This window comes from Siccibacter colletis (assembly GCF_000696575.1).
GTDB classification, from domain to species: Bacteria; Pseudomonadota; Gammaproteobacteria; order Enterobacterales; family Enterobacteriaceae; genus Siccibacter; species Siccibacter colletis.
Genome location: NZ_JMSQ01000039.1, coordinates 183,722 through 206,221, shown reverse-complemented (window position 1 = coordinate 206,221; position 22,500 = coordinate 183,722). Strand labels below are relative to the sequence as shown.

The following is a 22,500-nucleotide window of genomic DNA, read 5'->3' as shown; positions in this document are numbered from 1 at the left end:
AATAAAATGGCTGTTACTAAGCTGGTTCTGGTTCGTCATGGCGAAAGCCAGTGGAACAACGAAAACCGCTTCACCGGTTGGTACGATGTTGACCTGTCCGAGAAAGGCGTAAGCGAAGCAAAAGCAGCAGGTAAACTGCTGAAGGCTGAAGGCTTTGCTTTCGATTATGCTTACACCTCCGTGCTGAAACGTGCCATTCACACCCTGTGGAACGTGCTGGACGAGCTTGACCAGGCCTGGCTGCCGGTTGAGAAATCCTGGAAACTGAACGAGCGTCACTACGGTGCGCTGCAGGGCCTCAACAAAGCTGAAACCGCTGAGAAATACGGTGACGATCAGGTTAAGCAGTGGCGTCGTGGCTTTGCCATCACCCCGCCGGCCCTGACCAAAGATGACGAGCGTTTCCCGGGCCACGATCCGCGTTACGCGAAACTGACCGAGCAGGAGCTGCCGCTGACTGAGAGCCTGGCCCTGACTATCGATCGCGTTATCCCGTTCTGGAACGAGTCCATTCTGCCGCGCCTGAAAAGCGGTGAGCGCGTGATCATCGCTGCGCACGGTAATTCCCTGCGCGCGCTGGTAAAATACCTGGATCAGATGAGCGAAGATGAAATTCTTGAGCTGAACATCCCGACCGGCGTACCGCTGGTGTATGAGTTCGACGAGAACTTCAAACCGATCAAACACTACTACCTGGGCAATGCGGACGAAATCGCGGCGAAAGCGGCGGCAGTAGCCAACCAGGGTAAAGCGAAGTAATTCGCAAGATGTGAAAAAGGCGTGGTGAAAACCACGCCTTTTTTGTTTATGTAGCCGCGATTATCCGCGACGCGCTTTCACTGCTGCGGCAAGCTGATGCAGAATCGCGTCGGTATCTTCCCAGCCGATGCAGCCGTCGGTGACGCTCTTGCCATACACCAGCGGTTCGCCGCTCTCCAGGCTCTGGTTGCCTTCCACCAGGTGACTTTCGATCATCACGCCAACAATCGCTTTCTCGCCGTGCGCCAGCTGGTTGCAGACGTCCGCGCCCACCTCCATCTGCTTTTTGAACTGCTTGCTGGAGTTGGCGTGGCTGAAGTCGATCATTACCTGCGGTGCCAGGCCCGCTTTCTCCAGGCCGGATTTTACCTCTGCCACGTGCGCTGCGCTGTAGTTCGGCTCTTTGCCGCCGCGCAGAATAATGTGGCAGTCGCCGTTACCGCTGGTGTTGACGATAGCCGAGTGGCCCCACTTGGTGACCGACAGGAAGCAGTGCGGCGCGCTGGCAGCATTGATGGCGTCAATCGCCACCTTGATGGTGCCGTCGGTGCCGTTCTTGAAGCCCACCGGGCAGGAGAGCCCTGAAGCCAGCTCGCGGTGGACCTGAGATTCGGTGGTGCGTGCGCCGATGGCGCCCCAGCTCATCAGATCCGCCATATACTGCGGAGTGATCATATCGAGGAATTCGCCCGCTGCCGGCAGGCCGCTGTCGTTGATGTCCAGCAGCAGTTCGCGCGCGATGCGCAGGCCGTCGTTAATCTGGAAGCTGTTATCCATATGCGGATCGTTAATCAGCCCTTTCCAGCCCACGGTAGTGCGTGGTTTTTCAAAATAGACGCGCATCACGATCTCCAGCTCGCCTTTCAGGGCTTCACGCAGTCCCAGCAGGCGACCAGCATACTCTTTCGCCGCTTTGGGATCGTGAATCGAGCACGGGCCAATCACCACCAGCAGCCGATCGTCGTGCCCGTTGAGGATCTGATGGATCGCCTGACGGGCCTTAGACACGGTGCGGGCAGCATTTTCGGTTGCGGGGAACTTTTCAAGCAGCGCGACAGGTGGGAGTAACTCGTTTATTTCGGTGATGCGAAGGTCGTCATTCTGATAGTTCATCGGGCGTTTCCAGTGGATTCTACAAATTTTCCTTGATGCAATCCCCCCAATCTATATTGTCCGAAAAGAAGTGTAAACCGGCTTTTACACTACGGGCAGAAAATTCCTGGAAAGTACTAAAAGTGGTCACTAACGTAGCGAAAAACGAGATCGACACTACACTTTTTAACTGTTAGCTCTCTTTTAATGCCTTTTAACAAGAGCGCCTGCTGTTATTAAACGCAGCAAACAAATTTTTCACCCGAAACTGGTTTTTAACCAGAATATTGCACTGCACTGTTGGAAGAAGTTATCCAGCACATAACGACCAGAACAGGAGCATGAGAATGAATAAATTAGCGACGTTAATCCTGACGACCACACTCACACTGGCAAGCGGTGCAGCTCTGGCTGCAGCGGGCGGCGCTGCAAGCGGCGGTAACCAGGGCCAGGCAAATGCGGCGGCTGATGCAGGCCAGGTTGCACCGGATGCGAAAGAAAACATCGCGCCAAACAATGTTAACAATAACGACATCAATACCAGCGGAACCAATACGGCTCCGGGCGCAACCGGCAACGGTAATATGAGCGCTGATGAAGTGCACAAAAACAGCATGTGTAAAGATGGTCGCTGCCCGGACGTGAACAAAAAAGTTCAGACCGGCGACGGTATGAATAACGATGCCGGCACCAAAGTTGATGGCACCACCAACAACAATGAAGTGAATACCAAGGTAGACGGTACTACTCAGTAATCGTCTTGCCCGACGCTTCACAAAAAGGAGAGCTTACGCTCTCCTTTCTTTTTGCTATGTTTATCCCACGTTTTCTCAAGCATTGCGCACCACGCTAAGCCGCACACCGGGATGGATTATGCCGCACGACCACTCACACGCTCACCTGCCGCAGGACGCTAACGCCCGTCGCCTGCTTATCGCATTTTCTGTTACCGCCATTTTTATGCTGCTTGAGGTCATCGGCGGGATCATTTCCGGCTCGCTGGCGCTGCTCGCGGATGCCGGTCATATGCTTACCGATGCCGCCGCGCTACTGGTTGCGCTGCTCGCGGTGCAGTTCGCCCGTCGCCCGCCCGACGCGCACCGGACTTTTGGCTGGTTGCGCCTCACTACCCTCGCCGCCTTCGTGAACGCGCTGGCGCTGGTGGTGATCACGCTGTTTATCTTCTGGGAAGCGATAATGCGCTTCCGTCACCCTGAACCGGTAGCGGGTGGGTTAATGCTTACTATCGCGTTTGCCGGGCTGGTGGCTAACCTGCTGTCATTCTGGGTGTTACATCGTGGCAGTGAAGAGAAGAACTTAAACGTGCGTGCTGCGGCACTGCACGTGATGGGAGATCTGCTGGGTTCGGTCGGCGCGATTATTGCCGCACTGGTGATCCTATGGACCGGCTGGACGCCAGTTGACCCGATTCTTTCGGTACTGGTATCAGCGCTGGTATTGCGCAGCGCCTGGCGGCTGCTGAAAGAGAGTGTCAACGAACTGCTGGAAGGCGCGCCGCGCAGCGTGGATATCGCCGCGCTGAAGCGCAAGCTGTCCCGGGCGGTGCCGGAAGTGCGTGATATTCACCATGTGCATATCTGGCTGGTGGGGGAAAAACCGCTCATGACGCTTCACGTACGGGTGGTGCCGCCCCACGACCATGATGCTCTGCTGGGACGTATCCATCATTTCCTCGCTCATGAATACCAGATTGCTCATGCGACGGTGCAGATGGAGTACCAGCCCTGCAGCGGGCTGGATTGCGATTTAAGCCAGACGCAGCCGGGTCACCACCACCATGACCACGGCCACAGCCATTCTCACTGAGCCGTCAGCGGTCGCGAGCCGCGCTCCCGGGCGCTGTTGATCCACATTCTGCTGCCGTTCAGGGCGATAAAGGTCAGAATGAGATACTCCAGCGCCATTGCATACACGCCCTGCAGCGTAAAGATGGCGACGCTGATAAGGTTTATCACCACCCACAGCAGCCAGTTTTCCACGTACTTGCGCGTCATCAGGATCATCGCCACGATAGAGAGCACCATCATGCAGGAATCCCAGAACGGGAACGCATCCGGCTGAAGCTGTGGCATGGCCACGCTAATCCCTACGGCCTGCATCAGGCTTACAGCGGTGCGGGTGAGGAAGCCGAATACCGGATCGATAAACACCGTCATCAGGCCAATCGCCACCACGCAGGCGGCGATCCACGCCAGCGCTTTCTGCATCGGTAACCAGCGAATTTGCAGTACCGCCTCATCCTGGCCGGTGGTGCGCGTCCAGGCGTACCACCCGTAAACGTTAGCGGCAAAGAAGAAGATCTGAAGCAGCAGGCTGGCGTACAGCTGGATCTGGAAGAAGATGATAGCGAACAGCGTCACGTTCACCAGACCGAAGGCGTAGTTGATGGTTTTTTCGAGGCTGGCGAGCCAGATGCACAGCAGCCCGGCAACGGTCCCTACCGCTTCAATCCACGATAAATCGTACCCGCCTGTGCCAAGCGGGATATGCACCAGAATGTTCTGCGTACTAAAAAAATCCATGAGTTCCCCGAAGCGTAATCATTTCTACGCGTTGCCTTTGGTCGAAAGTCGAAGTGTAACCGCAAAATCCAGCATGCGGTTAAGCGGCTTCAACGCCCCTTCACGCAGTGCGGCGTCAACCTGTATCTCATGCACCGCGCCGCCCTGCTCCAGCGCTTCAGCAATCGCTTTAAGGCCGTTCATGGCCATCCACGGACAATGGGCGCAGCTGCGACAGGTGGCACCTTCGCCCGCGGTGGGTGCCTCAAGCAGCGTCTTCTCCGGGCACGCCTGCTGCATCTTATAAAAAATACCGCGATCGGTAGCCACGATAAGCTGCTGGTGCGGAAGTTTTTTTGCGGCGGCAATCAGCTGGCTGGTAGAGCCTACCGCATCTGCCATATCGACGATCGCCTGCGGAGACTCAGGGTGCACCAGCACGGCAGCCTCGGGATACAATCCCTTCATACGCGCCAGCGCCTGAGTTTTGAACTCGTCATGCACGATGCAGGCGCCCTGCCAGCACAGGATGTCAGCGCCGGTCTGCTTCTGCACGTAGCTCCCGAGATGGCGATCCGGTGCCCAGATAATTTTCTCCCCGAGGCTGTCGAGATGTTCAATCAGCTCAACGGCAATGCTGGAGGTGACAACCCAGTCTGCGCGCGCCTTCACGGCGGCAGACGTATTGGCATAGACCACCACGGTACGGTCGGGATGCGCATCGCAAAAGGCGGTGAATTCATCAATCGGACAGCCGAGATCGAGCGAGCATTCGGCATCAAGGGTTGGCATCAGGATGGTTTTTTCCGGGCTGAGGATCTTTGCCGTCTCACCCATAAAGCGCACGCCAGCGACCAGCAGCGTCGAGGCCGCGTGGTTGGCCCCGAAGCGCGCCATCTCCAGCGAGTCGGAGATACAGCCGCCGGTCTCCTCCGCCAGCGCCTGGATCTCAGGGTCGGTGTAATAGTGCGCCACCATGACGGCATTACGCGCTTTCAGCAGGCGTTTGATCTTCTCGCGGTAAAACTGCTTCTCATCCGCGCTCAGCGGCACCGGCTTGGTTGGAAACGGGTAAATCGCCGTTTCCGGGTCAAACATGACGCTCATCTTGCTTTCTCGTTTTGTTGACTTAACCGAAAACCCGTAGTGTACGCGAATCAGCGCCTGTGAACGGGCGGTTTTGTTTCGTATGCTAAACAAGATAACTGATGGCGGGATGATTGTCGTGGGGAAAATAGACGGGTTGAGAAGGTTTGATGAATCGCAGATAGCAAAAAGGCGCCTTTAGGGCGCCTTTTTACACTGGTGGGTCGTGCAGGATTCGAACCTGCGACCAATTGATTAAAAGTCAACTGCTCTACCAACTGAGCTAACGACCCATACTGGGGTACTACTGAGGTGATGCGCTTCGAAGTGGTGGGTCGTGCAGGGCTCGAACCTGCGACCAATTGATTAAAAGTCAACTGCTCTACCAACTGAGCTAACGACCCATTCGGGTAATGACTTCGAAGTTAATGCTTTTCCGGACACCACTCAGAAAGTGGTGGGTCGTGCAGGATTCGAACCTGCGACCAATTGATTAAAAGTCAACTGCTCTACCAACTGAGCTAACGACCCGGATGGTGGGTGATGACGGGATCGAACCGCCGACCCCCTCCTTGTAAGGGAGGTGCTCTCCCAGCTGAGCTAATCACCCAATACTGCGCTGGATACTTCTGTTAGTGGTGGGTCGTGCAGGATTCGAACCTGCGACCAATTGATTAAAAGTCAACTGCTCTACCAACTGAGCTAACGACCCACTTTTCGTCACCTCAGGCTTGCTTCGCATCCCGTGGCAACGGCGGCATATATTACTGATTTAAGATTATGGCGCAACAACTATTTCCGTCGAAACGGGTTAACTGCTTACGTTTCAGGCGGCACGACCAGAAAACCAACGGCATCTGGTCATGCACCAGGCATTACATCGCATTTAAGCGTTTTTGAGCCTGTTTGGCGCCTTCGGTGCCAGGGTACTTGCTGATCACCTGTTGGTAAACCGCTTTGGCTTTTGCCGCGTCACCTTTGTCCTGCATGATAACGCCGACCTTCAGCATAGCGTCCGGCGCTTTAGGCGATTTCGGGTAATTCTTAACCACCGAGGCAAAGTAATACGCCGCATCGTCCTTTTTCCCCTTGTTGTAATTCAACTGCCCCAGCCAGTAGTTAGCGTTCGGCTGATAGGTTGAATCCGGGTACTTTTTCACAAAATTCTGGAACGCGGCGATAGCGTCATCCTGGCGGGACTTGTCCTGCACCAGGGCAAACGCAGCGTTGTAGTCGGTATTGGCGTCACCGCTCTGTACCGGCGCACCGGTAGCAGGCGCGGCAGCCTGCTGACCATCGGTGGCTACGCCACCGGCGTTACTCTGAGCGTCAGCACCGGCAGCAGGTGCGGCACCGGCTGCTGCTCCGCTGTTCAGGCTGTCCATCTGCAATAAAATTTGCTTCTGGCGCTCTACCACCTGATTGAGCTGGTACTGACTCTCCTGAATCTGACCGCGCAGCGAATCAATGTCGGCCTGATTATCGGAAAGCTGTTGTTGAAGCTGCGTAAGCAGCTGGCTGTGCGCATTGGAAATACGCTCAAGTTGCGTGACACGGTCTTCAACCGAGCCTGAGCCTACATTACTGATTGGCGCCTGGGCAGTAGCGGCCCAGGGGGCCGCTACGCCAACCAGTAACGACAGACCCATTACGAGATGTCTGAAGTTACTGCTCATGCAATTCTCTTAGTAAACCAGTACGGCGCGACGGTTTTTAGCGTAAGCCGCTTCGTCGTGACCCAGTACTGCAGGTTTTTCTTTACCGTAAGAAACGATGGAGATCTGGTCAGCAGAAACGCCTTTACCCTGCAGGTACATTTTAACGGCGTTAGCACGACGCTCACCCAGGGAGATGTTGTACTCCGGGGTACCACGTTCGTCAGCGTGACCTTCTACGGTGACTTTGTAAGACGGGTTGCTACGCAGGAAGTTAGCGTGCGCGTCCAGCATGGCAGCGAATTCAGAGCTTACATCGTACTTGTCGAGACCGAAGTAAACGATGTTGTTCTGCTGCAGCTGCTGCATCTGCAGACGTGCCTGCTCTTCAGAAGACATGTTGCCGTTAGCGTTAGCGTCCATACCAGTGCCGGCACCCAGCATGCCTTCGCCGCTCTGATCGTTGCTGGCGTTCTTGTTAGAAGAACACGCCGCGATTGCCATTACAGGCAGAGCCAACATCAGCCCTTTCAGCACTTTGTTCAGTTGCATTTCTTTGATCCTTTAAAATTATCAGTATTTTATTATTACAGATACGGCGACCAGGCCGGGGATTTAACCTGACCATCAGTTGCCGGAAGACGCGCTTTGAAACGCCCATCTGTAGAGACCAAATTCAGCACGGATCCCATCCCCTGAGAAGAGCTGTAGATAACCATAGTGCCGTTCGGTGCCAGACTTGGCGTTTCATCCAGGAACGTTGACGATAAAGTTTGTACGCCACCGCTCACCAGATCTTGTTTAGCGATGTGTTGTGCACCGCCGTTGGAGCTGACCATCACCAGGAATTTCCCGTCAGAGCTGACATCCGCATCCTGGTTCTGAGAGCCTTCCCAGGTCAGACGCTGCGGAGTACCGCCGTTGATGCTCACTTTATAAACCTGAGGACGACCCGCCTGGTCAGAGGTATAGGCCAGGGTCTGGCTGTCCGGGAACCAGGTCGGTTCAGTATTGTTGCTGCGTCCGTCAGTGACCTGACGAATCTGACCAGAGCCGATATCCATCACGTAGAGGTTCAGGCTGCCGGTTTTAGAGAGCGCAAACGCCAGCTTGGTACCGTCAGGTGAGAAGGACGGCGCACCGTTGTGACGCGGGAAAGAAGCAACCTGACGCACCGCACCGTTGGCCAGCGTCTGGATAACCAGCGCAGAACGACCGCTTTCGAAGGTCACGTAGGCAACTTTGCTGCCGTCCGGAGACCAGGCCGGTGACATCAGCGGCTGCGGCGAACGGTGAACCACGAACTGGTTGTAACCGTCGTAGTCGGAGACGCGCAGCTCATACGGGAACTGGCCGCCGTTAGTCTGTACCACGTAGGCAATACGGGTACGGAACGCGCCCTTGATGCCGGTCAGCTTCTCGAACACTTCATCGCTGGCAGTATGACCGGCATAGCGCAGCCACTGCTTGTTCACTTTAAAGTTGTTTTGCGCGAGCACAGTACCCGGCGCACCGCCGGTATCCACCAGCTGATAAGCCACGTTGTAGCTGCCATCCGGGTTAGGCGTGACCTGCCCTACGACGACTGCATCAATACCCAGCGCAGACCAGGCCGCAGGCTGCACTTCCTGAGCGGTGCCAGGCTGCTGCGGCAGGCGAGAACGATCGAGCGGGTTAAATTTACCGCTGTTGCGTAAGTCAGCGCCAACGATGCCGCCGATATCTTCCGGCGCGGCACCAGGACCAGCCCACTGGAACGGCACGACACCGATAGGGCGTGCAGAATCCACACCCTGGGTGATCTCAATGCGCACCTCTGCGTGCAGCACCGCTGCCCACAGCATCAGAAAACCAAATGCTACTCGTAATGCCTGCTTCATCATATCTCCCTTATCAAGGCGCACAGCCACGATAATTTAGCAGAATGTTAACAAACTCAAATTGACTACACTGTTACCGCGTCGGGGTTAACCGGAGAACTTTCCCCCGGTTCATGGGGGAAAAGTGTAACTCATGGTTTGAAGTCCAGCGGTGCATTTTTGAACACTTCATAGACAGCCTGGCTTGGTGGCTTCGGTATCCTCGCCTGACGTGCCGCAGAAATTGCGGCCTGGCAGAGCGCAGGGTCACCGCCCTCAGACTGGATATCGAGCAGTAAACCGTCCGGTGCCAGCTTCACGCGCAGCGTACAGGTTTTACCCGAGTACGACGCCGCATCGTAAAACTTGCTTTCGATGGCAGACTTAATCTGCCCGGCATAGTTACTGATATCCGCGCCCGACGCACCGCTGTTTTTAGTGTTACCCGTTCCGGCAGGTGAAGCATTATTTCCTTTCGCTCCACCGCCTGTTTTAGGTGCATTCTTACCGGAGCTGAGGTCGCCGAACAGATCGTCCACGCCCTCAGCCGCTTTGGCCGCAGCGGCCTTTTCAGCTGCCGCTTTCTCAGCGGCGGCTTTTTTCTTCGCATCCGCAGCGGCTTTCTTCTCGGCGGCGGCCTTCTCGGCTGCTGCTGCTTTCGCAGCGGCGGCTTTTTCCGCTGCCGCAGCTTTCTCGGCAGCGGCTTTTTCAGCGGCCGCCTGCTTAGCCGCTTCGGCAGCGGCTTTCTTCTCGGCGTCCTGTTTGGCTTTCTTCGCGGCGGCGTCAGCTGCGGCCTTTTCGGCTTCGGCCGCTTTCTTCGCCGCCTCGGCGGCTGCTTTTTTCTGAGCGTCCGCTTCGGCTTTCTTCGCGGCGTCTGCTGCCGCTTTTGCCTGTGCGTCGGCCTTCGCTTTAGCATCGGCTGCGGCTTTCGCTGCCGCCTCTTCCGCCTGCTTCTGCTGCTCCTGCGCGCGTTTGGTTGCCGCTTCAGCCTGTTTCTGCTGCTCGGCCTGCTGGCGCGCCTGCTCCTGCGCCTCAAGCCGCTGCTTCTCTATCTCTTTGATGCGCTGCTGCTCGGCGGCCTGCTTCTCACGAAGCTCTTCTGCCTGCTGCTGAGCCTGTTTTTCACGCTGCTCCGCCGCACGCTGCGCGCTGGCCTGCTGCTGCTGTTCACGATTATGCTGCTGAACCACGGCGCCTGGATCGACCATCACCGCATCTATAGCAGACCCGCCGCCACCGCCCGCGGATGCTTCAATATGCTCATCGAACGAGCTCCAGATCAGCAGTGCAAAAAGGATCACATGCAGAACACCGGAAATAATTATCGCGCGTTTAAGCTTGCTGTTTTCTTCGGTAGCCTTTGACACTCTCGGTTTCCGTCACTGTTCGTCTGGTAAGCGTGCTTAGATCGGCTGCGTCATCAGGCCGACGGATTTCACGCCAGCCTGGTGCAACAGGTTCAGCGCCTTGATGATTTCATCGTAAGGCACCTCTTTCGCTCCGCCGATCAGGAATACCGTTTTCGGGTTTTCCTGCAGGCGGCGCTGCGCTTCGGCAATCACCTGCTCTGAAGGCAGCTGATCGAGACGATCTTTCTCCACCACCACGCTGTACTGGCCCACGCCGGATACTTCAATAATGACCGGCGGGTTATCGTTCGCGCTTACGGTTTGCGAATCGGTCGCGTCCGGAAGATCGACTTCCACGCTCTGGGTAATGATGGGCGCTGTTGCCATAAAAATGAGCAGCAGCACCAGCAACACGTCCAGCAGTGGCACGATGTTGATTTCGGACTTCAGTTCACGGCGACCACGTCCACGTGTTCTGGCCATCTCTTACCCCTTGCTGCTTTCGCTGCTGCTGCTGAACGCCTGACGATGCAGAATCGCGGTGAACTCTTCCATGAAGTTGTCGTAGTTCAGTTCCAGCTTGTTCACGCGCTGATTGAGGCGGTTGTAGGCCATTACTGCCGGAATAGCAGCAAACAGGCCGATTGCCGTCGCGATAAGCGCTTCGGCGATACCCGGCGCAACCATCTGCAGCGTTGCCTGTTTTACCGCGCCAAGCGCGATAAAGGCATGCATGATCCCCCATACCGTACCAAACAGACCGATATATGGGCTGATGGAACCCACGGTACCGAGGAAAGGAATATGGGTTTCCAGCGTTTCCAGCTCGCGGTTCATGGAGATACGCATCGCGCGCGACGCCCCTTCCACTACCGCTTCCGGCGCGTGGTTATTGGCGCGATGCAGACGCGCGAACTCTTTAAACCCCGAGTAGAAGATCTGCTCGGAGCCGGAGAGGCTGTCACGACGTCCCTGGCTCTCCTGATACAGGCGAGACAGCTCAATGCCGGACCAGAACTTATCTTCGAAGGCCTCGGCTTCACGGCTCGCCGCGTTAAGAATGCGGGTACGCTGGATAATGATGGCCCAGGATGCGATTGAGAAACCAATTAAAATCAACATGATAAGTTTAACCAGAAGGCTTGCCTTCAAGAACAAATCAAGGATATTCATGTCAGTCACTGCTTGAACTCCGCGACAATAGACTTGGGAAGCGCACGAGGCTTCATGATGAGTGGATCAACGCAGACAATCAGCACTTCAGCCTGATTGAGGAGCGTACCGTCGGCGTTGAGGATCCGCTGCGTGAATACCATAGAGGTGCCACGCATTGTTGTAATTTCGGTCTGGATGTCGAGCATGTCGTCAAGCCGGGCTGGCGCAAAATAATCAACCGTCATTCTGCGAACCACAAAGGCGACTCGCTCCGCCATCAAAGCCTGCTGGCTGAAATGGTGATGGCGCAGCATTTCTGTGCGTGCTCGTTCATAAAAGGCAACGTAACTGGCGTGGTAAACCACACCACCGGCATCGGTATCTTCATAATAGACACGAACCGGCCATCGAAACAGCGTTGTGCTCACTCTACATCCCGGTAATGCAATTCAAAACTTCGCTACTATACGCAAGCTGTCAGGGGTTTGGAATGGGTTCAGGTAAACGGAGAGTAAATATTTCCAGGCTTGTGAAAGCAGGAGTTGCAGGCGGATTACCGACAGTATTTTGCGACCGGAATCGCAGATTCATACTGCCGATATCAGCCTGTTGAGAAAGGGGGTTACAGGAAGAAAAAAACCAGCCCGGCAAGCAGCACCAGATCGGCGATAAGCGGGCAGAAAATCCCCTGCCACACGACCGCACGCGGACGAAAACCGACGCCGTGGATCACCCCGGCGCACACCGCCCACATCAGCAGGAAACCTTGCCAGATCTCAAGCCCGCTAGTTTTGGCGGCAAAACGTGACGGGTCCCAGAACATGCAGCCCGCCAGCACCAGCGCCATCACTAAGGAAAGAGCCCTTAACGGGCTCTTATCCATTACCGCATATAACGTCGCGATAAGCTTATTCATCAGTGTTCTTCTTTACCGGCTTTGGCGGCTTCAACGTGCTCAAGCGCCAGCGCGGTGATGATGCCAAACGCACACGCCAGCAGCGTTCCCAGAATCCATGCGAAGTACCACATATTCAGCTCCTGACTTAGTAAAGAGAGTGGGTGTTGCTTTCGATATGTTCTTTGGTGATGCGACCGAACATCTTCCAGTAACACCAGGCGGAGTACAGAAGAATGATCGGAACAAACACCGCGGCAACCCAGGTCATGAGGTTCAGCGTGCGCTGGGTGGAAGTCGCATCCCACATGGTCAGGCTGGCGTTCATCATGGTGCTGGACGGCATCACGAACGGGAACATCGCGATACCGGCAGTCAGGATAACGCAGGCCAGCGTCAACGAGGAGAACAGGAACGCCCAGGCACCCTTCTCAATGCGTGAACACAGCACGGTCAGCAGCGGCAGTGCAACACCCAGCGCCGGGATCGCCCACAGTACAGGCATGTTGTTGAAGTTGGTGAACCAGGCACCCGCCTGACGCGCCACCTCTTTATTCAGCGGATTAGACGCCGCATAACGGTTCAGTTCCGAGGTCACCACGTAGCCATCGATGCCGTACATCACCCAGACACCTGCCAGCGCAAAGCAGACCATCATCACCAGCGCGGCAATCTGCGCCACGGCGCGTGAGCGCAGGTGAACTTCACCGACGGTACGAATCTGCAGGTAGGTCGCACCCTGCGCCAGGATCATGGATACGCTCACCACACCCGCCAGCAGACCAAATGGATTGAGCAGCTGGAAGAAATTACCGGTGTAGAACAGACGCAGATCGGAATCGATGTGGAACGGTACACCCTGCAGCAGGTTACCGAACGCCACGCCAATCACCAGCGGCGGCACGAAGCTGCCGATGAAGATGCCCCAGTCCCACATGTTGCGCCAGCGCATATCTTCAATCTTCGAGCGGTAGTCAAAACCGACCGGACGGAAAAACAGCGAGGCCAGCACCAGGATCATCGCCACGTAGAAACCCGAGAAGGCAGCGGCGTACACCATCGGCCAGGCAGCGAACAGCGCGCCGCCTGCGGTGATGAGCCATACCTGGTTGCCGTCCCAGTGCGGAGCAATGGAGTTAACCATAATGCGGCGTTCAACGTCGTTGCGGCCGATGATGCGCGACAGCATCCCCACGCCCATGTCGAAGCCGTCAGTGACCGCAAAACCAATCAGCAGAATGCCGACCAGCAGCCACCAGATAAAACGCAATACTTCATAATCAATCATTTGACGACTCCTGTCTTAGCGTGCCGGCTGAGTAGCCACGGTGGACTGCTCGTAGTGATAACGACCTGTTTTCAGACTGCTCGGCCCGAGACGTGCAAATTTGAACATCAGGAACAGCTCGGCAATCATAAACAGCGTGTAGAGGCCGCAGATCAGGATCATCGAGAACAGCAGGTCGCCGACGGTCAGGGAGGAGTTCGCCACCGCGGTCGGCAGCACCTCACCGATAGCCCAGGGTTGACGGCCGTATTCGGCAACAAACCAGCCTGATTCGATAGCAATCCACGGCAGCGGGATACCGTACAGCGCCGCGCGCAGCAGCCATTTTTTCTCGCCGATGCGGTTACGAATCACGGTCCAGAACGCGACGCCGATAATCAGCAGCATCAGGATGCCGCAGGCCACCATCAGACGGAAGGCGAAATAGAGCGGCGCAACGCGTGGGATGGAGTCTTTCATCGCCTGTTGGATCTGGGCTTCGGTAGCGTCAGAGACGTTCGGGGTATAGCGTTTCAGCAGCAGACCATAGCCGAGGTCTTTTTTGATGCTGTTGAAGTCATCGCGCACGCTCTGATCGGTGGAACCGGCACGCAGCTGCTCAAGCAGCGCATAAGCCTTCATACCGTTACGGATACGCTCTTCATGCTGCACCATCAGATCCTTAATACCGATAACCGGGGTATCAACGGAACGGGTGGCGATAATCCCCAGCGCGTACGGGATCTGAATGGCGAATTTATTCTCCTGCGCCTCCTGATCCGGAATACCAAACAGGGTAAACGACGCCGGTGCCGGCTGGGTTTCCCACTCCGCTTCGATAGCGGCCAGTTTGGTTTTTTGCACGTCGCCCATTTCGTAACCGGACTCATCACCCAGCACGATAACAGAGAGGATCGCCGCCATACCGAAGCTGGCAGCAATGGCGAAGGAGCGCTTCGCGAAGGCAACGTCGCGGCCGCGCAGCAGGTAGTAAGCGCTGATGCCGAGGATAAACATCGCGCCGCAGGTATAGCCTGCCGCCACGGTGTGCACGAACTTCACCTGCGCAACCGGGTTCAGTACCAGCTCGGAGAAGCTCACCATCTCCATACGCATGGTTTCGAAGTTGAAGTCGGAGGCGATAGGGTTCTGCATCCAGCCGTTCGCCACCAGGATCCACAGTGCCGAGAGGTTAGAGCCAAGCGCTACCAGCCAGGTCACCGCCATGTGCTGTACTTTGCTCAGGCGATCCCAACCGAAGAAGAACAGACCGACAAAGGTCGATTCGAGGAAGAACGCCATCAGGCCTTCAATGGCCAGCGGCGCACCGAAGATGTCACCCACATAGTGCGAATAATAAGACCAGTTGGTTCCGAACTGGAATTCCATGGTCAGACCGGTCGCCACGCCCAGCGCAAAGTTGATACCAAACAACTTGCCCCAGAATTTGGTCATATCTTTATAGATTTGTTTGCCGGAAAGCACATAGACCGTTTCCATAATGGCCAGCAGGAACGCCATACCCAGCGTGAGCGGCACAAAAAGAAAGTGGTACATTGCGGTCAAGGCAAACTGTAAGCGCGACAGTTCGACAATATCTAACATCCTGACTCCTTGCTCTTCGCATGAAGACTTCGAGCGCAAAACTTAATTAAAAGCTTCGCAGCGCATGCCCCAATAGAAAAATTTGCTTCCAGAAATCCCGGCCATTCACAATAAATGTGAATAGTGAGATGGAAAGGTTACAAATTGGTTAATAAAAACTGGAATTGATTTCGCCAATATATTACGCCGCAATCCCCTCACAATAAACAGGTTTTTGCGTTGTCATTTCTGCGTTTTACGACGCCGATCAATTTCCCGCCAATTTAGCACGAAACGGCTGGTTTGATCTGCCGCAATTTTACTTTTAAAGCAGAAAAAAACACGACTGAAATATTGATTAAGATCAATTTTATAAGCCATTGTTAACGATGTTTTTCCCGGCAGCTCAAGCGGTAACAGTTATGTTGCCATTATGTTTAATATTTGACGTTAAACCGTTAGCGGCAGGCGTTAATTATAAATCTGCATTATTTAATTTATGTGAGATGATAATAAAATTGAGCATCAAATATTAATTATCTGTTAAATCCATCACGTTTCAATCCACATAAATAAACGACCTGACTTATTACAAATTATTCACCACAGATAGCATATATTTAACACTTATTATCGGTTGATTAACGCCACTTATTTCCGGCTCGCGTTTAATTATGTATACGGCTGAACAACAGCGTTTGTTAGCGTTAATCAGGGCGTGCTACCGGTGCAGAGAGCCCGCAGTACCGCTTTACAGGCAAAAAAAAGCCACCCGAAGGTGGCAACCATGTCGAAAAGCTTCTTCGAATAGTAAACCCTCCGCAGTACGGAGGGATGAGAGTAATTATTTGAGAATGGTTTTCAGCGCATCGCCGATGTCGGCGAGGCTACGTACGGTTTTCACGCCTGCGGCTTCCAGCGCGGCAAACTTCTCGTCAGCCGTGCCTTTACCACCGGCAATGATTGCCCCGGCGTGGCCCATACGCTTGCCTTTCGGCGCGGTAACGCCCGCGATGTAGCCCACAACCGGCTTAGTGACGTGGTCTTTGATGTATGCCGCCGCTTCTTCTTCCGCGCTGCCGCCGATCTCACCGATCATCACGATCGCTTCGGTCTGCGGATCTTCCTGGAACAGCTTCAGGATATCGATGAAGTTAGACCCCGGGATCGGGTCGCCGCCGATGCCCACACAGGTGGACTGGCCGAAACCGTAATCGGTGGTCTGCTTAACCGCTTCGTAGGTCAGGGTGCCGGAGCGCGACACGATACCCACTTTGCCTGGCTTGTGGATGTGGCCCGGCATGATGCCGATTTTGCATTCGCCTGGGGTGATAACACCCGGGCAGTTCGGGCCAATCATACGCACGCCAGCTTCATCCAGCTTCACCTTCACGGTCAGCATATCCAGCGTCGGGATACCTTCGGTGATGGTGATGATCAGTTTGATGCCTGCATCAATGGCTTCCAGAATGGAGTCTTTGCAGAACGGAGCCGGTACGTAGATAACGGACGCGGTCGCGCCGGTCGCTTCTACCGCTTCGCGCACGGTGTTGAACACCGGCAGGCCGAGGTGCGTGGTGCCGCCTTTGCCCGGCGTTACGCCGCCGACCATCTGGGTTCCGTAGGCAATCGCCTGTTCGGAGTGGAAAGAGCCCTGGCTGCCGGTGAAGCCCTGGCAGATCACTTTGGTGTTCTTATCGATCAAAACAGACATTATTTCCCCTCCACGGCAGCAACAACCTGCACTGCTGCATCCGTCAGACTTTGTGCTGCAATAATATTCAGACCGCTTTCTGCCAGCTTCTGTGCGCCCAGCTCGGCGTTGTTACCTTCCAGACGAACCACGACCGGTACGTTAACGCCCACTTCTTCCACCGCGCCGATGATACCGTCGGCGATCAGGTCGCAGCGCACGATACCGCCGAAGATGTTAACCAGTACGGCTTTCACTTTGTCGTCGGAGAGGATGATTTTGAACGCTTCGGTGACGCGCTCTTTGGTCGCGCCGCCGCCCACGTCAAGGAAGTTCGCCGGGTCGCCGCCGTGCAGCTTAACGATGTCCATGGTGCCCATTGCCAGGCCCGCACCGTTAACCATGCAGCCGATGTTGCCATCCAGCGCCACGTAGTTCAGTTCCCACTGCGCAGCGTGAGATTCACGCGGATCTTCCTGCGAGTGGTCGCGCATTTCGCGCAGATCCGGCTGGCGGAACAGGGCATTGCCGTCGGCGCCCAGTTTTCCGTCGAGGCAGATCAGATCGCCCTGCTTCGTGATAACCAGCGGGTTGATTTCGATCAGCGCCAGGTCACGCTCGAGGAAGATGGTCGCCAGACCCATAAAGATTTTGGTGAACTGCTGAACCTGCTTGCCTTCCAGGCCCAGTTTGAACGCCAGTTCGCGACCCTGGTACGGCATCGGGCCGGCCAGCGGATCGAGGGCGATTTTGTGGATCAGGTGCGGGGTTTCTTCCGCCACTTTTTCAATTTCCACGCCGCCTTCGGTAGAGGCCATGAACACCACGCGACGGGAGCTACGGTCAACCACCGCGCCCAGGTAAAGCTCTTTATCAATATCGGTTGCCGCTTCAACCAGGATCTGGTTAACCGGCTGACCGTTGGCGTCTGTTTGGTAGGTCACCAGACGCTTGCCCAGCCACTGCTCGGCGAACGCGCGAATATCTTCTTTGCTGTTTACCACTTTCACGCCGCCCGCTTTACCGCGGCCGCCAGCGTGAACCTGGCATTTTACTACCCACGGACCAGCGCCAATTTTGGACGCCGCTTCTTCAGCTTCACGCGGGGTATTACAGGCATAACCTACCGGAGCCGGCAGGCCATAACGGGCAAACAACTGCTTTGCCTGATATTCGTGTAAGTTCATGAGTTCTGTCCATCAAGAGTGTAGAGCTTCACGCTCGGAGTATGGAAAATGCCGCCCCGCAGCGGGGCGACGAGAAAATCAATACCGGCGGGAGTTGCCCCCCGCACCGGGCTACACGTCCAGCAGCAGACGCGTTGGATCTTCCAGCAGCTCTTTAATGGCTACCAGGAAGCCTACGGATTCACGGCCATCAATCAGGCGGTGATCGTAAGAGAGCGCCAGATACATCATCGGCAGGATCTCAACTTTGCCGTCAACCGCCATCGGGCGATCTTTGATGGCGTGCATCCCGAGGATGGCGCTCTGCGGCGGGTTGATGATCGGCGTGGACATCAGGGAACCGAATACGCCGCCGTTGGTAATGGTGAAATTACCGCCGGTCAGGTCTTCCACGGTCAGCTTGCCGTCGCGGCCTTTGATCGCCAGATCCTTGATGCGTTTTTCGATGTCGGCCATGCCCAGCACGTCAACGTCGCGCAGAACCGGCGTCACCAGGCCACGCGGCGTGGAAACCGCCATGCTGACGTCGAAGTAGTTGTGGTACACCACATCTTCACCGTCGATGGAGGCGTTCACTTCCGGGAAGCGCTTCAGGGCTTCAACCACCGCTTTCACGTAGAAGGACATAAAGCCCAGGCGGATGCCGTGACGTTTTTCGAAGGCGTCGCCGTACTGCTTGCGCAGATCCATGATCGGCTTCATGTTCACTTCGTTGAAGGTGGTCAGCATCGCGGTAGAGTTTTTCGCTTCCAGCAGACGCTCGGCCACGCGCTTGCGCAGACGGGTCATCGGCACGCGCTTCTCAGAGCGGTTGCCGGCCACCGGCTGTACTGCCGCCGCCTGCTGCTCAGGCGCTTTAGCGCTTTCCGGCTGCGCGGATTTCGCTTTCGCCAGATGTTTTTCCACGTCTTCACGGGTCAGACGGCCACCGACGCCGGTGCCTTTGATCGCGTCCGCGTCCAGGGTGTGCTCAGCCAGCAGGCGACGGATCGCCGGGCTAAGGGCATCGTTGCTCTCTTCGCTCAGCGAGGCCTGCTGGCGCTGCGCCGGCGTGGTCTCGTTGCTGTCAGATTTCGCGCTGCTCTCTTTACCGCCGCTGTTGCCTTCACGCAGGCGGCCCAGGATCTGACGCGAGGTAACGGTTGAACCTTCCTCTTCCAGCACGGCATCAAGGATACCGTCCGCGGACGCCGGCACTTCCAGTACCACTTTGTCAGTTTCGATTTCTACCAGCACTTCGTCGCGTTGGACGCTGTCGCCCGGTTTTTTATGCCAGGTGGCTACGGTTGCATCGGCAACGGATTCAGGCAGGTCAGGAACAAGAATATCTACGCTACTCATTATTTATCCTTTAATTAATCGACGTTCAGCGCGTCATTGACCAGATCTTGCTGCTGTTTCTGGTGAACGGACATATACCCTACCGCCGGGGAGGCAGAGGCCGGGCGGCCTGCATAACGCAATGCAGATCCAAACGGAATCACTTCGCGGAAATGGTGCTGGCTGCAGTACCAGGCGCCCTGGTTGAGCGGCTCTTCCTGGCACCAGACGAAATCATGCACGTGAGCGAACGGCTTCAGCGCTTCCTGCACCGCGTGATGCGGGAACGGATAAAGCTGTTCGATACGCACGATGGCAACGTCTTTTTGATCGTTCTTACGGCGTTGCTCCAGCAGGTCGTAATAAACCTTACCAGAACAAAGGACTACGCGCTTCACGCCCTGCGGATCGAGCTCGTCGATCTCGCCGATGGCTGGCATGAAGGTGCCGTTCGCCAGTTCGTCGAGGCTTGAAACCGCAAGCGGATGACGCAGCAGCGATTTCGGTGACATCACCACCAGCGGACGGCGCATACCGCGCAGCGCCTGACGACGCAGCATGTGGTAAACCTGCGCCGGCGTGGACGGGACGCACACCTGCATGTTCTGTTCAGCGCACAGCTGCAGATAACGCTCCAGACGCGCGGAAGAGTGCTCCGGGCCCTGGCCTTCATAGCCGTGCGGCAGCAGCATCGCCAGACCGCACATACGGCCCCACTTCTGCTCGCCGGAGCTGATGAACTGGTCAATAACTACCTGCGCACCGTTGGCGAAGTCGCCGAACTGCGCTTCCCAGATGGTCAGCGTGCGCGGCTCAGCGGTGGCGTAACCGTACTCAAATGCCAGCACCGCTTCTTCAGACAGCACCGAGTCCCAGACCTTAAACTGGCCCTGGCCGTTGTGAATGTGCTGCAGCGGCGTATAGGTTGAGCCGTTGGTCTGGTTATGCACCACGGCGTGGCGGTGGAAGAAGGTGCCGCGCCCGGAGTCTTCACCGGACAGGCGAATCGGAATGCCCTCATCAACCAGCGTGGCGTAAGCGAGGTTTTCCGCCCCGCCCCAGTCGAACATTTTTTCGCCCGCTGCCATGGCCTGACGGTCGGCATAGATTTTTGCCACGCGGGACTGCATCTCGATGGCTTCCGGCACGGTGGCGATACGCTTCGCCAGCTCCTGCAGGCGCTTCATCTCTACCTTATTCGGATAGCTTTCGTCCCACTCGTGGTTCAGATACGGCGACCAGGTGAAGGAGTGCATGTTCATCGGACGCAGCTCTTTCACCACGCACTCGCCGGCATCCAGCGCGTCACGGTAGAGGTTCACCATCTCGGTGGCGTCTTCCAGCGAGGCGACTTTTTCCTGCTCCAGACGGTCAGCGTAAAGTTTACGCGGCGTCGGGTGCTTTTTGATTTTCTGGTACATCAGCGGCTGGGTTGCGCTCGGCTCATCGGCTTCGTTATGGCCGTGACGGCGGTAGCACACCAGGTCGATAAACACATCGCGTTTGAAGGTGTTACGGAAATCCAGCGCCAGGCGGGTGACAAAGGCTACCGCTTCCGGATCGTCCGCGTTAACGTGGAAGATCGGCGACTGCACCATTTTACCGATATCGGTGCAGTACGGGGTCGAGCGGGCATCAAGCGGGTTCGAGGTGGTGAAGCCCACCTGGTTGTTGATAACGATACGCACGGTACCGCCCACTTCGTAGCCGCGTGCTTTGGACATGTTCAGGGTTTCCTGCACCACGCCCTGCCCGGTCACCGCCGCGTCACCGTGAATGGTGATCGGCAGTACTTTATTGCTGCTCGGCTCGTCCAGACGATCCAGACGGGCGCGAACGGAGCCCATCACCACCGGACTGACGATCTCAAGGTGCGACGGGTTGAACGCCAGCGCCAGGTGCACCAGGCCGCCGTCGGTTTCGATATCGGAGGAGAAGCCCATGTGGTACTTCACGTCCCCGGTGCCGAGGTGTTCTTTATGTTTGCCCGCGAACTCGTCAAACAGCTCCTGGGATTTTTTGCCCAGCACGTTAATCAGCACGTTGAGACGGCCGCGGTGCGCCATACCCAGCACCACTTCACGGGTGCCGCTGTTGCCGGCGTGGCGGATCATCTCTTTCAGCATCGGCACCAGCGCATCGCCGCCTTCCAGCGAGAAGCGCTTCGCACCCGGGAATTTCGCGCCTAAGTAGCGCTCCAGCCCTTCGGCGGCGGTCAGCTCGCTGAGGAAGCGTTTTTTCTCTTCGACGCTGAAATTAGCCTGACCGGCAACGGATTCGATACGCTGCTGGATCCAGCGTTTCTCTTCGGTGCTGGTAATGTGCATGTACTCAGCGCCGATAGAGCCGCAGTAGGTCTGCTTCAGGGCTTCCAGCAGCTCGCCAAGCTTCATGGTCTCTTTGCCGATGGCAAAGGAGCCGATGTTAAAGCTTTCCTGGAAGTCGGCGTCGGAGAGGTCGTGGAACGCCGGGTCGAGATCCGCAACGCGGTCCTGTTTCCACAGTCCGAGCGGGTCGAGGTTAGCGTGCTGATGGCCGCGGAAGCGGTACGCGTTAATGAGCTGCAGGACTTTAACCTGCTTCACATTGGTGTCCGGGTCGGACACTGAGGAGGAGTAACGTGTGGCATCTTTCGCCAGGCGGCGGAAATAATCACGCGTTTTGGAGTGGAACTGATCCGGTCTGGCCCCGGTGCCAGGTAACTGCTGGAACATGGAGCGCCAGTGGGCGTCCACTGAGTCAGGATCGGTTAAGAAGTCTTCATAGAGCTGTTCTATCCAGCTCTGGTTAGAACCAGAGAGATAAGAAGAGTCCAGCCAGGCTTTCATTGCGCCGTTCTGCATCGTGATCCCTTAAGCATCTGTATGCTTACTTCGCCGTGGATAACTACATCGCGCACTTATCAGCGCACGCACCAGGGTTCACCTGCGAGCTCTTCTCATGGGGCCCGCGAAGGAACCTTTAAAAACTGCCATTAATCTTCTTCGTTCAGGCTGCGACGTCGCTGGTTGCCTTCGCTTACCCCAGTCACATAGTTCACTATGCTGCTGGGGATGCGCTCAGTTGCCGCCTTGTCT

General features: G+C 56.2%; 21 protein-coding genes and 5 tRNA genes. 3 read left to right on the top strand and 23 right to left on the bottom strand.

What is annotated here, in order from left to right:
- Positions 1 to 6 precede the first annotated feature (6 nt).
- Positions 7 to 759, top strand: coding sequence for a 2,3-diphosphoglycerate-dependent phosphoglycerate mutase (gene gpmA / locus ET34_RS0119935; protein ID WP_031524982.1), 753 nt, complete (start codon positions 7 to 9; stop codon positions 757 to 759).
- Positions 760 to 819: 60 nt separating this feature from the next.
- Here gpmA and aroG read toward each other — a convergent pair whose 3' ends face one another.
- The gene (aroG, locus tag ET34_RS0119930) at positions 820 to 1,872 is read right to left on the bottom strand and encodes a 3-deoxy-7-phosphoheptulonate synthase AroG (protein ID WP_031524980.1); all 1,053 of its coding nucleotides are present in this window, start codon (positions 1,870 to 1,872) and stop codon (positions 820 to 822) included.
- A 320-nt stretch (positions 1,873 to 2,192) separates the two neighbouring features.
- On the opposite strand from aroG, the gene ET34_RS0119925 reads away from it, so the two are divergent.
- Both ET34_RS0119925 and zitB read left to right on the top strand, forming a co-directional pair.
- Positions 2,193 to 2,606 carry a protein YbgS gene (locus ET34_RS0119925; RefSeq protein WP_051640583.1) on the top strand — a complete coding sequence of 138 codons (414 nt, stop codon included), beginning with the start codon at positions 2,193 to 2,195 and terminating at the stop codon, positions 2,604 to 2,606.
- 118 nt (positions 2,607 to 2,724) lie between these two features.
- Positions 2,725 to 3,678 (top strand): CDF family zinc transporter ZitB, encoded by a 954-nt coding sequence (gene zitB, locus ET34_RS0119920; RefSeq protein ID WP_031524977.1) that lies wholly within the window; start codon positions 2,725 to 2,727, stop codon positions 3,676 to 3,678.
- Here zitB and pnuC read toward each other — a convergent pair.
- From pnuC to sucA, 22 genes are all read right to left on the bottom strand, one after another.
- On the bottom strand, positions 3,672 to 4,394 hold the full coding sequence (pnuC, locus tag ET34_RS0119915; RefSeq protein ID WP_031524976.1) for a nicotinamide riboside transporter PnuC: 723 nt from the start codon (positions 4,392 to 4,394) through the stop codon (positions 3,672 to 3,674). The two genes, zitB and pnuC, sit on opposite strands and share 7 nt — an antisense overlap.
- A gap of 24 nt (positions 4,395 to 4,418) precedes the next feature.
- Positions 4,419 to 5,480, bottom strand: a complete 1,062-nt coding sequence (gene nadA / locus ET34_RS0119910) for a quinolinate synthase NadA (protein ID WP_031524974.1) — start codon at positions 5,478 to 5,480, stop codon at positions 4,419 to 4,421.
- Between the two features lie 196 nt (positions 5,481 to 5,676).
- Positions 5,677 to 5,752: transfer RNA gene (locus ET34_RS0119905), tRNA-Lys, on the bottom strand.
- Positions 5,753 to 5,787: 35 nt separating this feature from the next.
- Positions 5,788 to 5,863: transfer RNA gene (locus tag ET34_RS0119900), tRNA-Lys, on the bottom strand.
- A 51-nt stretch (positions 5,864 to 5,914) separates the two neighbouring features.
- Positions 5,915 to 5,990 (bottom strand) — tRNA-Lys (locus tag ET34_RS0119895).
- A 3-nt stretch (positions 5,991 to 5,993) separates the two neighbouring features.
- Positions 5,994 to 6,069: transfer RNA gene (locus ET34_RS0119890), tRNA-Val, on the bottom strand.
- Positions 6,070 to 6,095: 26 nt separating this feature from the next.
- A tRNA-Lys gene (locus ET34_RS0119885) sits at positions 6,096 to 6,171 on the bottom strand.
- 163 nt (positions 6,172 to 6,334) lie between these two features.
- Entirely contained in the window at positions 6,335 to 7,135 is an 801-nt protein-coding gene (gene cpoB / locus ET34_RS0119880; protein WP_031524972.1) for a cell division protein CpoB, read from the bottom strand.
- Positions 7,136 to 7,144: 9 nt separating this feature from the next.
- Positions 7,145 to 7,666 carry a peptidoglycan-associated lipoprotein Pal gene (gene pal, locus ET34_RS0119875; RefSeq protein ID WP_031524970.1) on the bottom strand — a complete coding sequence of 174 codons (522 nt, stop codon included), beginning with the start codon at positions 7,664 to 7,666 and terminating at the stop codon, positions 7,145 to 7,147.
- Between the two features lie 35 nt (positions 7,667 to 7,701).
- Positions 7,702 to 8,994, bottom strand: a complete 1,293-nt coding sequence (gene tolB / locus ET34_RS0119870) for a Tol-Pal system beta propeller repeat protein TolB (protein WP_031524969.1) — start codon at positions 8,992 to 8,994, stop codon at positions 7,702 to 7,704.
- 131 nt (positions 8,995 to 9,125) lie between these two features.
- Positions 9,126 to 10,340 (bottom strand): cell envelope integrity protein TolA, encoded by a 1,215-nt coding sequence (gene tolA / locus ET34_RS0119865; RefSeq protein ID WP_031524967.1) that lies wholly within the window; start codon positions 10,338 to 10,340, stop codon positions 9,126 to 9,128.
- Positions 10,341 to 10,376: 36 nt separating this feature from the next.
- A complete protein-coding gene (tolR, locus tag ET34_RS0119860) occupies positions 10,377 to 10,805 on the bottom strand; it encodes a colicin uptake protein TolR (protein WP_031524966.1) in 429 nt (142 codons plus the stop codon).
- A 3-nt stretch (positions 10,806 to 10,808) separates the two neighbouring features.
- Positions 10,809 to 11,504 (bottom strand): Tol-Pal system protein TolQ, encoded by a 696-nt coding sequence (gene tolQ / locus ET34_RS0119855; RefSeq protein ID WP_035891809.1) that lies wholly within the window; start codon positions 11,502 to 11,504, stop codon positions 10,809 to 10,811.
- The gene (gene ybgC / locus ET34_RS0119850) at positions 11,501 to 11,905 is read right to left on the bottom strand and encodes a tol-pal system-associated acyl-CoA thioesterase (protein WP_031524964.1); all 405 of its coding nucleotides are present in this window, start codon (positions 11,903 to 11,905) and stop codon (positions 11,501 to 11,503) included. The genes tolQ and ybgC overlap by 4 nt, the downstream gene beginning before the upstream one ends.
- A 194-nt stretch (positions 11,906 to 12,099) precedes the next feature.
- The gene (ybgE, locus tag ET34_RS0119845; protein ID WP_031524963.1) at positions 12,100 to 12,393 is read right to left on the bottom strand and encodes a cyd operon protein YbgE; all 294 of its coding nucleotides are present in this window, start codon (positions 12,391 to 12,393) and stop codon (positions 12,100 to 12,102) included.
- The gene (gene cydX / locus ET34_RS22215; protein WP_064544874.1) at positions 12,393 to 12,506 is read right to left on the bottom strand and encodes a cytochrome bd-I oxidase subunit CydX; all 114 of its coding nucleotides are present in this window, start codon (positions 12,504 to 12,506) and stop codon (positions 12,393 to 12,395) included. Before cydX ends, ybgE begins: the two co-directional genes overlap by 1 nt.
- Positions 12,507 to 12,520: 14 nt before the next feature.
- Positions 12,521 to 13,660 (bottom strand): cytochrome d ubiquinol oxidase subunit II, encoded by a 1,140-nt coding sequence (gene cydB, locus ET34_RS0119835; protein WP_031524961.1) that lies wholly within the window; start codon positions 13,658 to 13,660, stop codon positions 12,521 to 12,523.
- Between the two features lie 15 nt (positions 13,661 to 13,675).
- A complete protein-coding gene (gene cydA, locus ET34_RS0119830) occupies positions 13,676 to 15,244 on the bottom strand; it encodes a cytochrome ubiquinol oxidase subunit I (protein ID WP_031524959.1) in 1,569 nt (522 codons plus the stop codon).
- Positions 15,245 to 16,067: 823 nt separating this feature from the next.
- Positions 16,068 to 16,937, bottom strand: coding sequence for a succinate--CoA ligase subunit alpha (gene sucD, locus ET34_RS0119825; protein WP_024548050.1), 870 nt, complete (start codon positions 16,935 to 16,937; stop codon positions 16,068 to 16,070).
- Complete coding sequence (gene sucC / locus ET34_RS0119820; RefSeq protein ID WP_029592673.1) at positions 16,937 to 18,103, bottom strand: ADP-forming succinate--CoA ligase subunit beta; 1,167 nt, start codon at positions 18,101 to 18,103, stop codon at positions 16,937 to 16,939. The genes sucD and sucC overlap by 1 nt, the downstream gene beginning before the upstream one ends.
- A 111-nt stretch (positions 18,104 to 18,214) precedes the next feature.
- Positions 18,215 to 19,444 carry a 2-oxoglutarate dehydrogenase complex dihydrolipoyllysine-residue succinyltransferase gene (gene odhB / locus ET34_RS0119815; protein ID WP_031524956.1) on the bottom strand — a complete coding sequence of 410 codons (1,230 nt, stop codon included), beginning with the start codon at positions 19,442 to 19,444 and terminating at the stop codon, positions 18,215 to 18,217.
- A gap of 14 nt (positions 19,445 to 19,458) precedes the next feature.
- Positions 19,459 to 22,266, bottom strand: a complete 2,808-nt coding sequence (gene sucA, locus ET34_RS0119810; protein WP_031524954.1) for a 2-oxoglutarate dehydrogenase E1 component — start codon at positions 22,264 to 22,266, stop codon at positions 19,459 to 19,461.
- Between the last annotated feature and the right edge of the window lie 234 nt (positions 22,267 to 22,500).

What these genes read in the sequence shown, in the direction of transcription:
- tolR (WP_031524966.1), bottom strand. Translation starts at nt 10,805, where the DNA reads ATGGCCAGAACACGTGGACGTGGTCGCCGTGAACTGAAGTCCGAAATC.
- cydA (WP_031524959.1), bottom strand. Translation starts at nt 15,244, where the DNA reads ATGTTAGATATTGTCGAACTGTCGCGCTTACAGTTTGCCTTGACCGCA.
- ybgE (WP_031524963.1), bottom strand. Translation starts at nt 12,393, where the DNA reads ATGAATAAGCTTATCGCGACGTTATATGCGGTAATGGATAAGAGCCCG.
- gpmA (WP_031524982.1), top strand. Translation starts at nt 7, where the DNA reads ATGGCTGTTACTAAGCTGGTTCTGGTTCGTCATGGCGAAAGCCAGTGG.
- pal (WP_031524970.1), bottom strand. Translation starts at nt 7,666, where the DNA reads ATGCAACTGAACAAAGTGCTGAAAGGGCTGATGTTGGCTCTGCCTGTA.
- pnuC (WP_031524976.1), bottom strand. Translation starts at nt 4,394, where the DNA reads ATGGATTTTTTTAGTACGCAGAACATTCTGGTGCATATCCCGCTTGGC.
- zitB (WP_031524977.1), top strand. Translation starts at nt 2,725, where the DNA reads ATGCCGCACGACCACTCACACGCTCACCTGCCGCAGGACGCTAACGCC.
- cpoB (WP_031524972.1), bottom strand. Translation starts at nt 7,135, where the DNA reads ATGAGCAGTAACTTCAGACATCTCGTAATGGGTCTGTCGTTACTGGTT.
- cydB (WP_031524961.1), bottom strand. Translation starts at nt 13,660, where the DNA reads ATGATTGATTATGAAGTATTGCGTTTTATCTGGTGGCTGCTGGTCGGC.
- odhB (WP_031524956.1), bottom strand. Translation starts at nt 19,444, where the DNA reads ATGAGTAGCGTAGATATTCTTGTTCCTGACCTGCCTGAATCCGTTGCC.
- cydX (WP_064544874.1), bottom strand. Translation starts at nt 12,506, where the DNA reads ATGTGGTACTTCGCATGGATTCTGGGAACGCTGCTGGCGTGTGCGTTT.
- nadA (WP_031524974.1), bottom strand. Translation starts at nt 5,480, where the DNA reads ATGAGCGTCATGTTTGACCCGGAAACGGCGATTTACCCGTTTCCAACC.
- sucA (WP_031524954.1), bottom strand. Translation starts at nt 22,266, where the DNA reads ATGCAGAACGGCGCAATGAAAGCCTGGCTGGACTCTTCTTATCTCTCT.
- sucC (WP_029592673.1), bottom strand. Translation starts at nt 18,103, where the DNA reads ATGAACTTACACGAATATCAGGCAAAGCAGTTGTTTGCCCGTTATGGC.
- tolB (WP_031524969.1), bottom strand. Translation starts at nt 8,994, where the DNA reads ATGAAGCAGGCATTACGAGTAGCATTTGGTTTTCTGATGCTGTGGGCA.
- ET34_RS0119925 (WP_051640583.1), top strand. Translation starts at nt 2,193, where the DNA reads ATGAGAATGAATAAATTAGCGACGTTAATCCTGACGACCACACTCACA.
- sucD (WP_024548050.1), bottom strand. Translation starts at nt 16,937, where the DNA reads ATGTCTGTTTTGATCGATAAGAACACCAAAGTGATCTGCCAGGGCTTC.
- aroG (WP_031524980.1), bottom strand. Translation starts at nt 1,872, where the DNA reads ATGAACTATCAGAATGACGACCTTCGCATCACCGAAATAAACGAGTTA.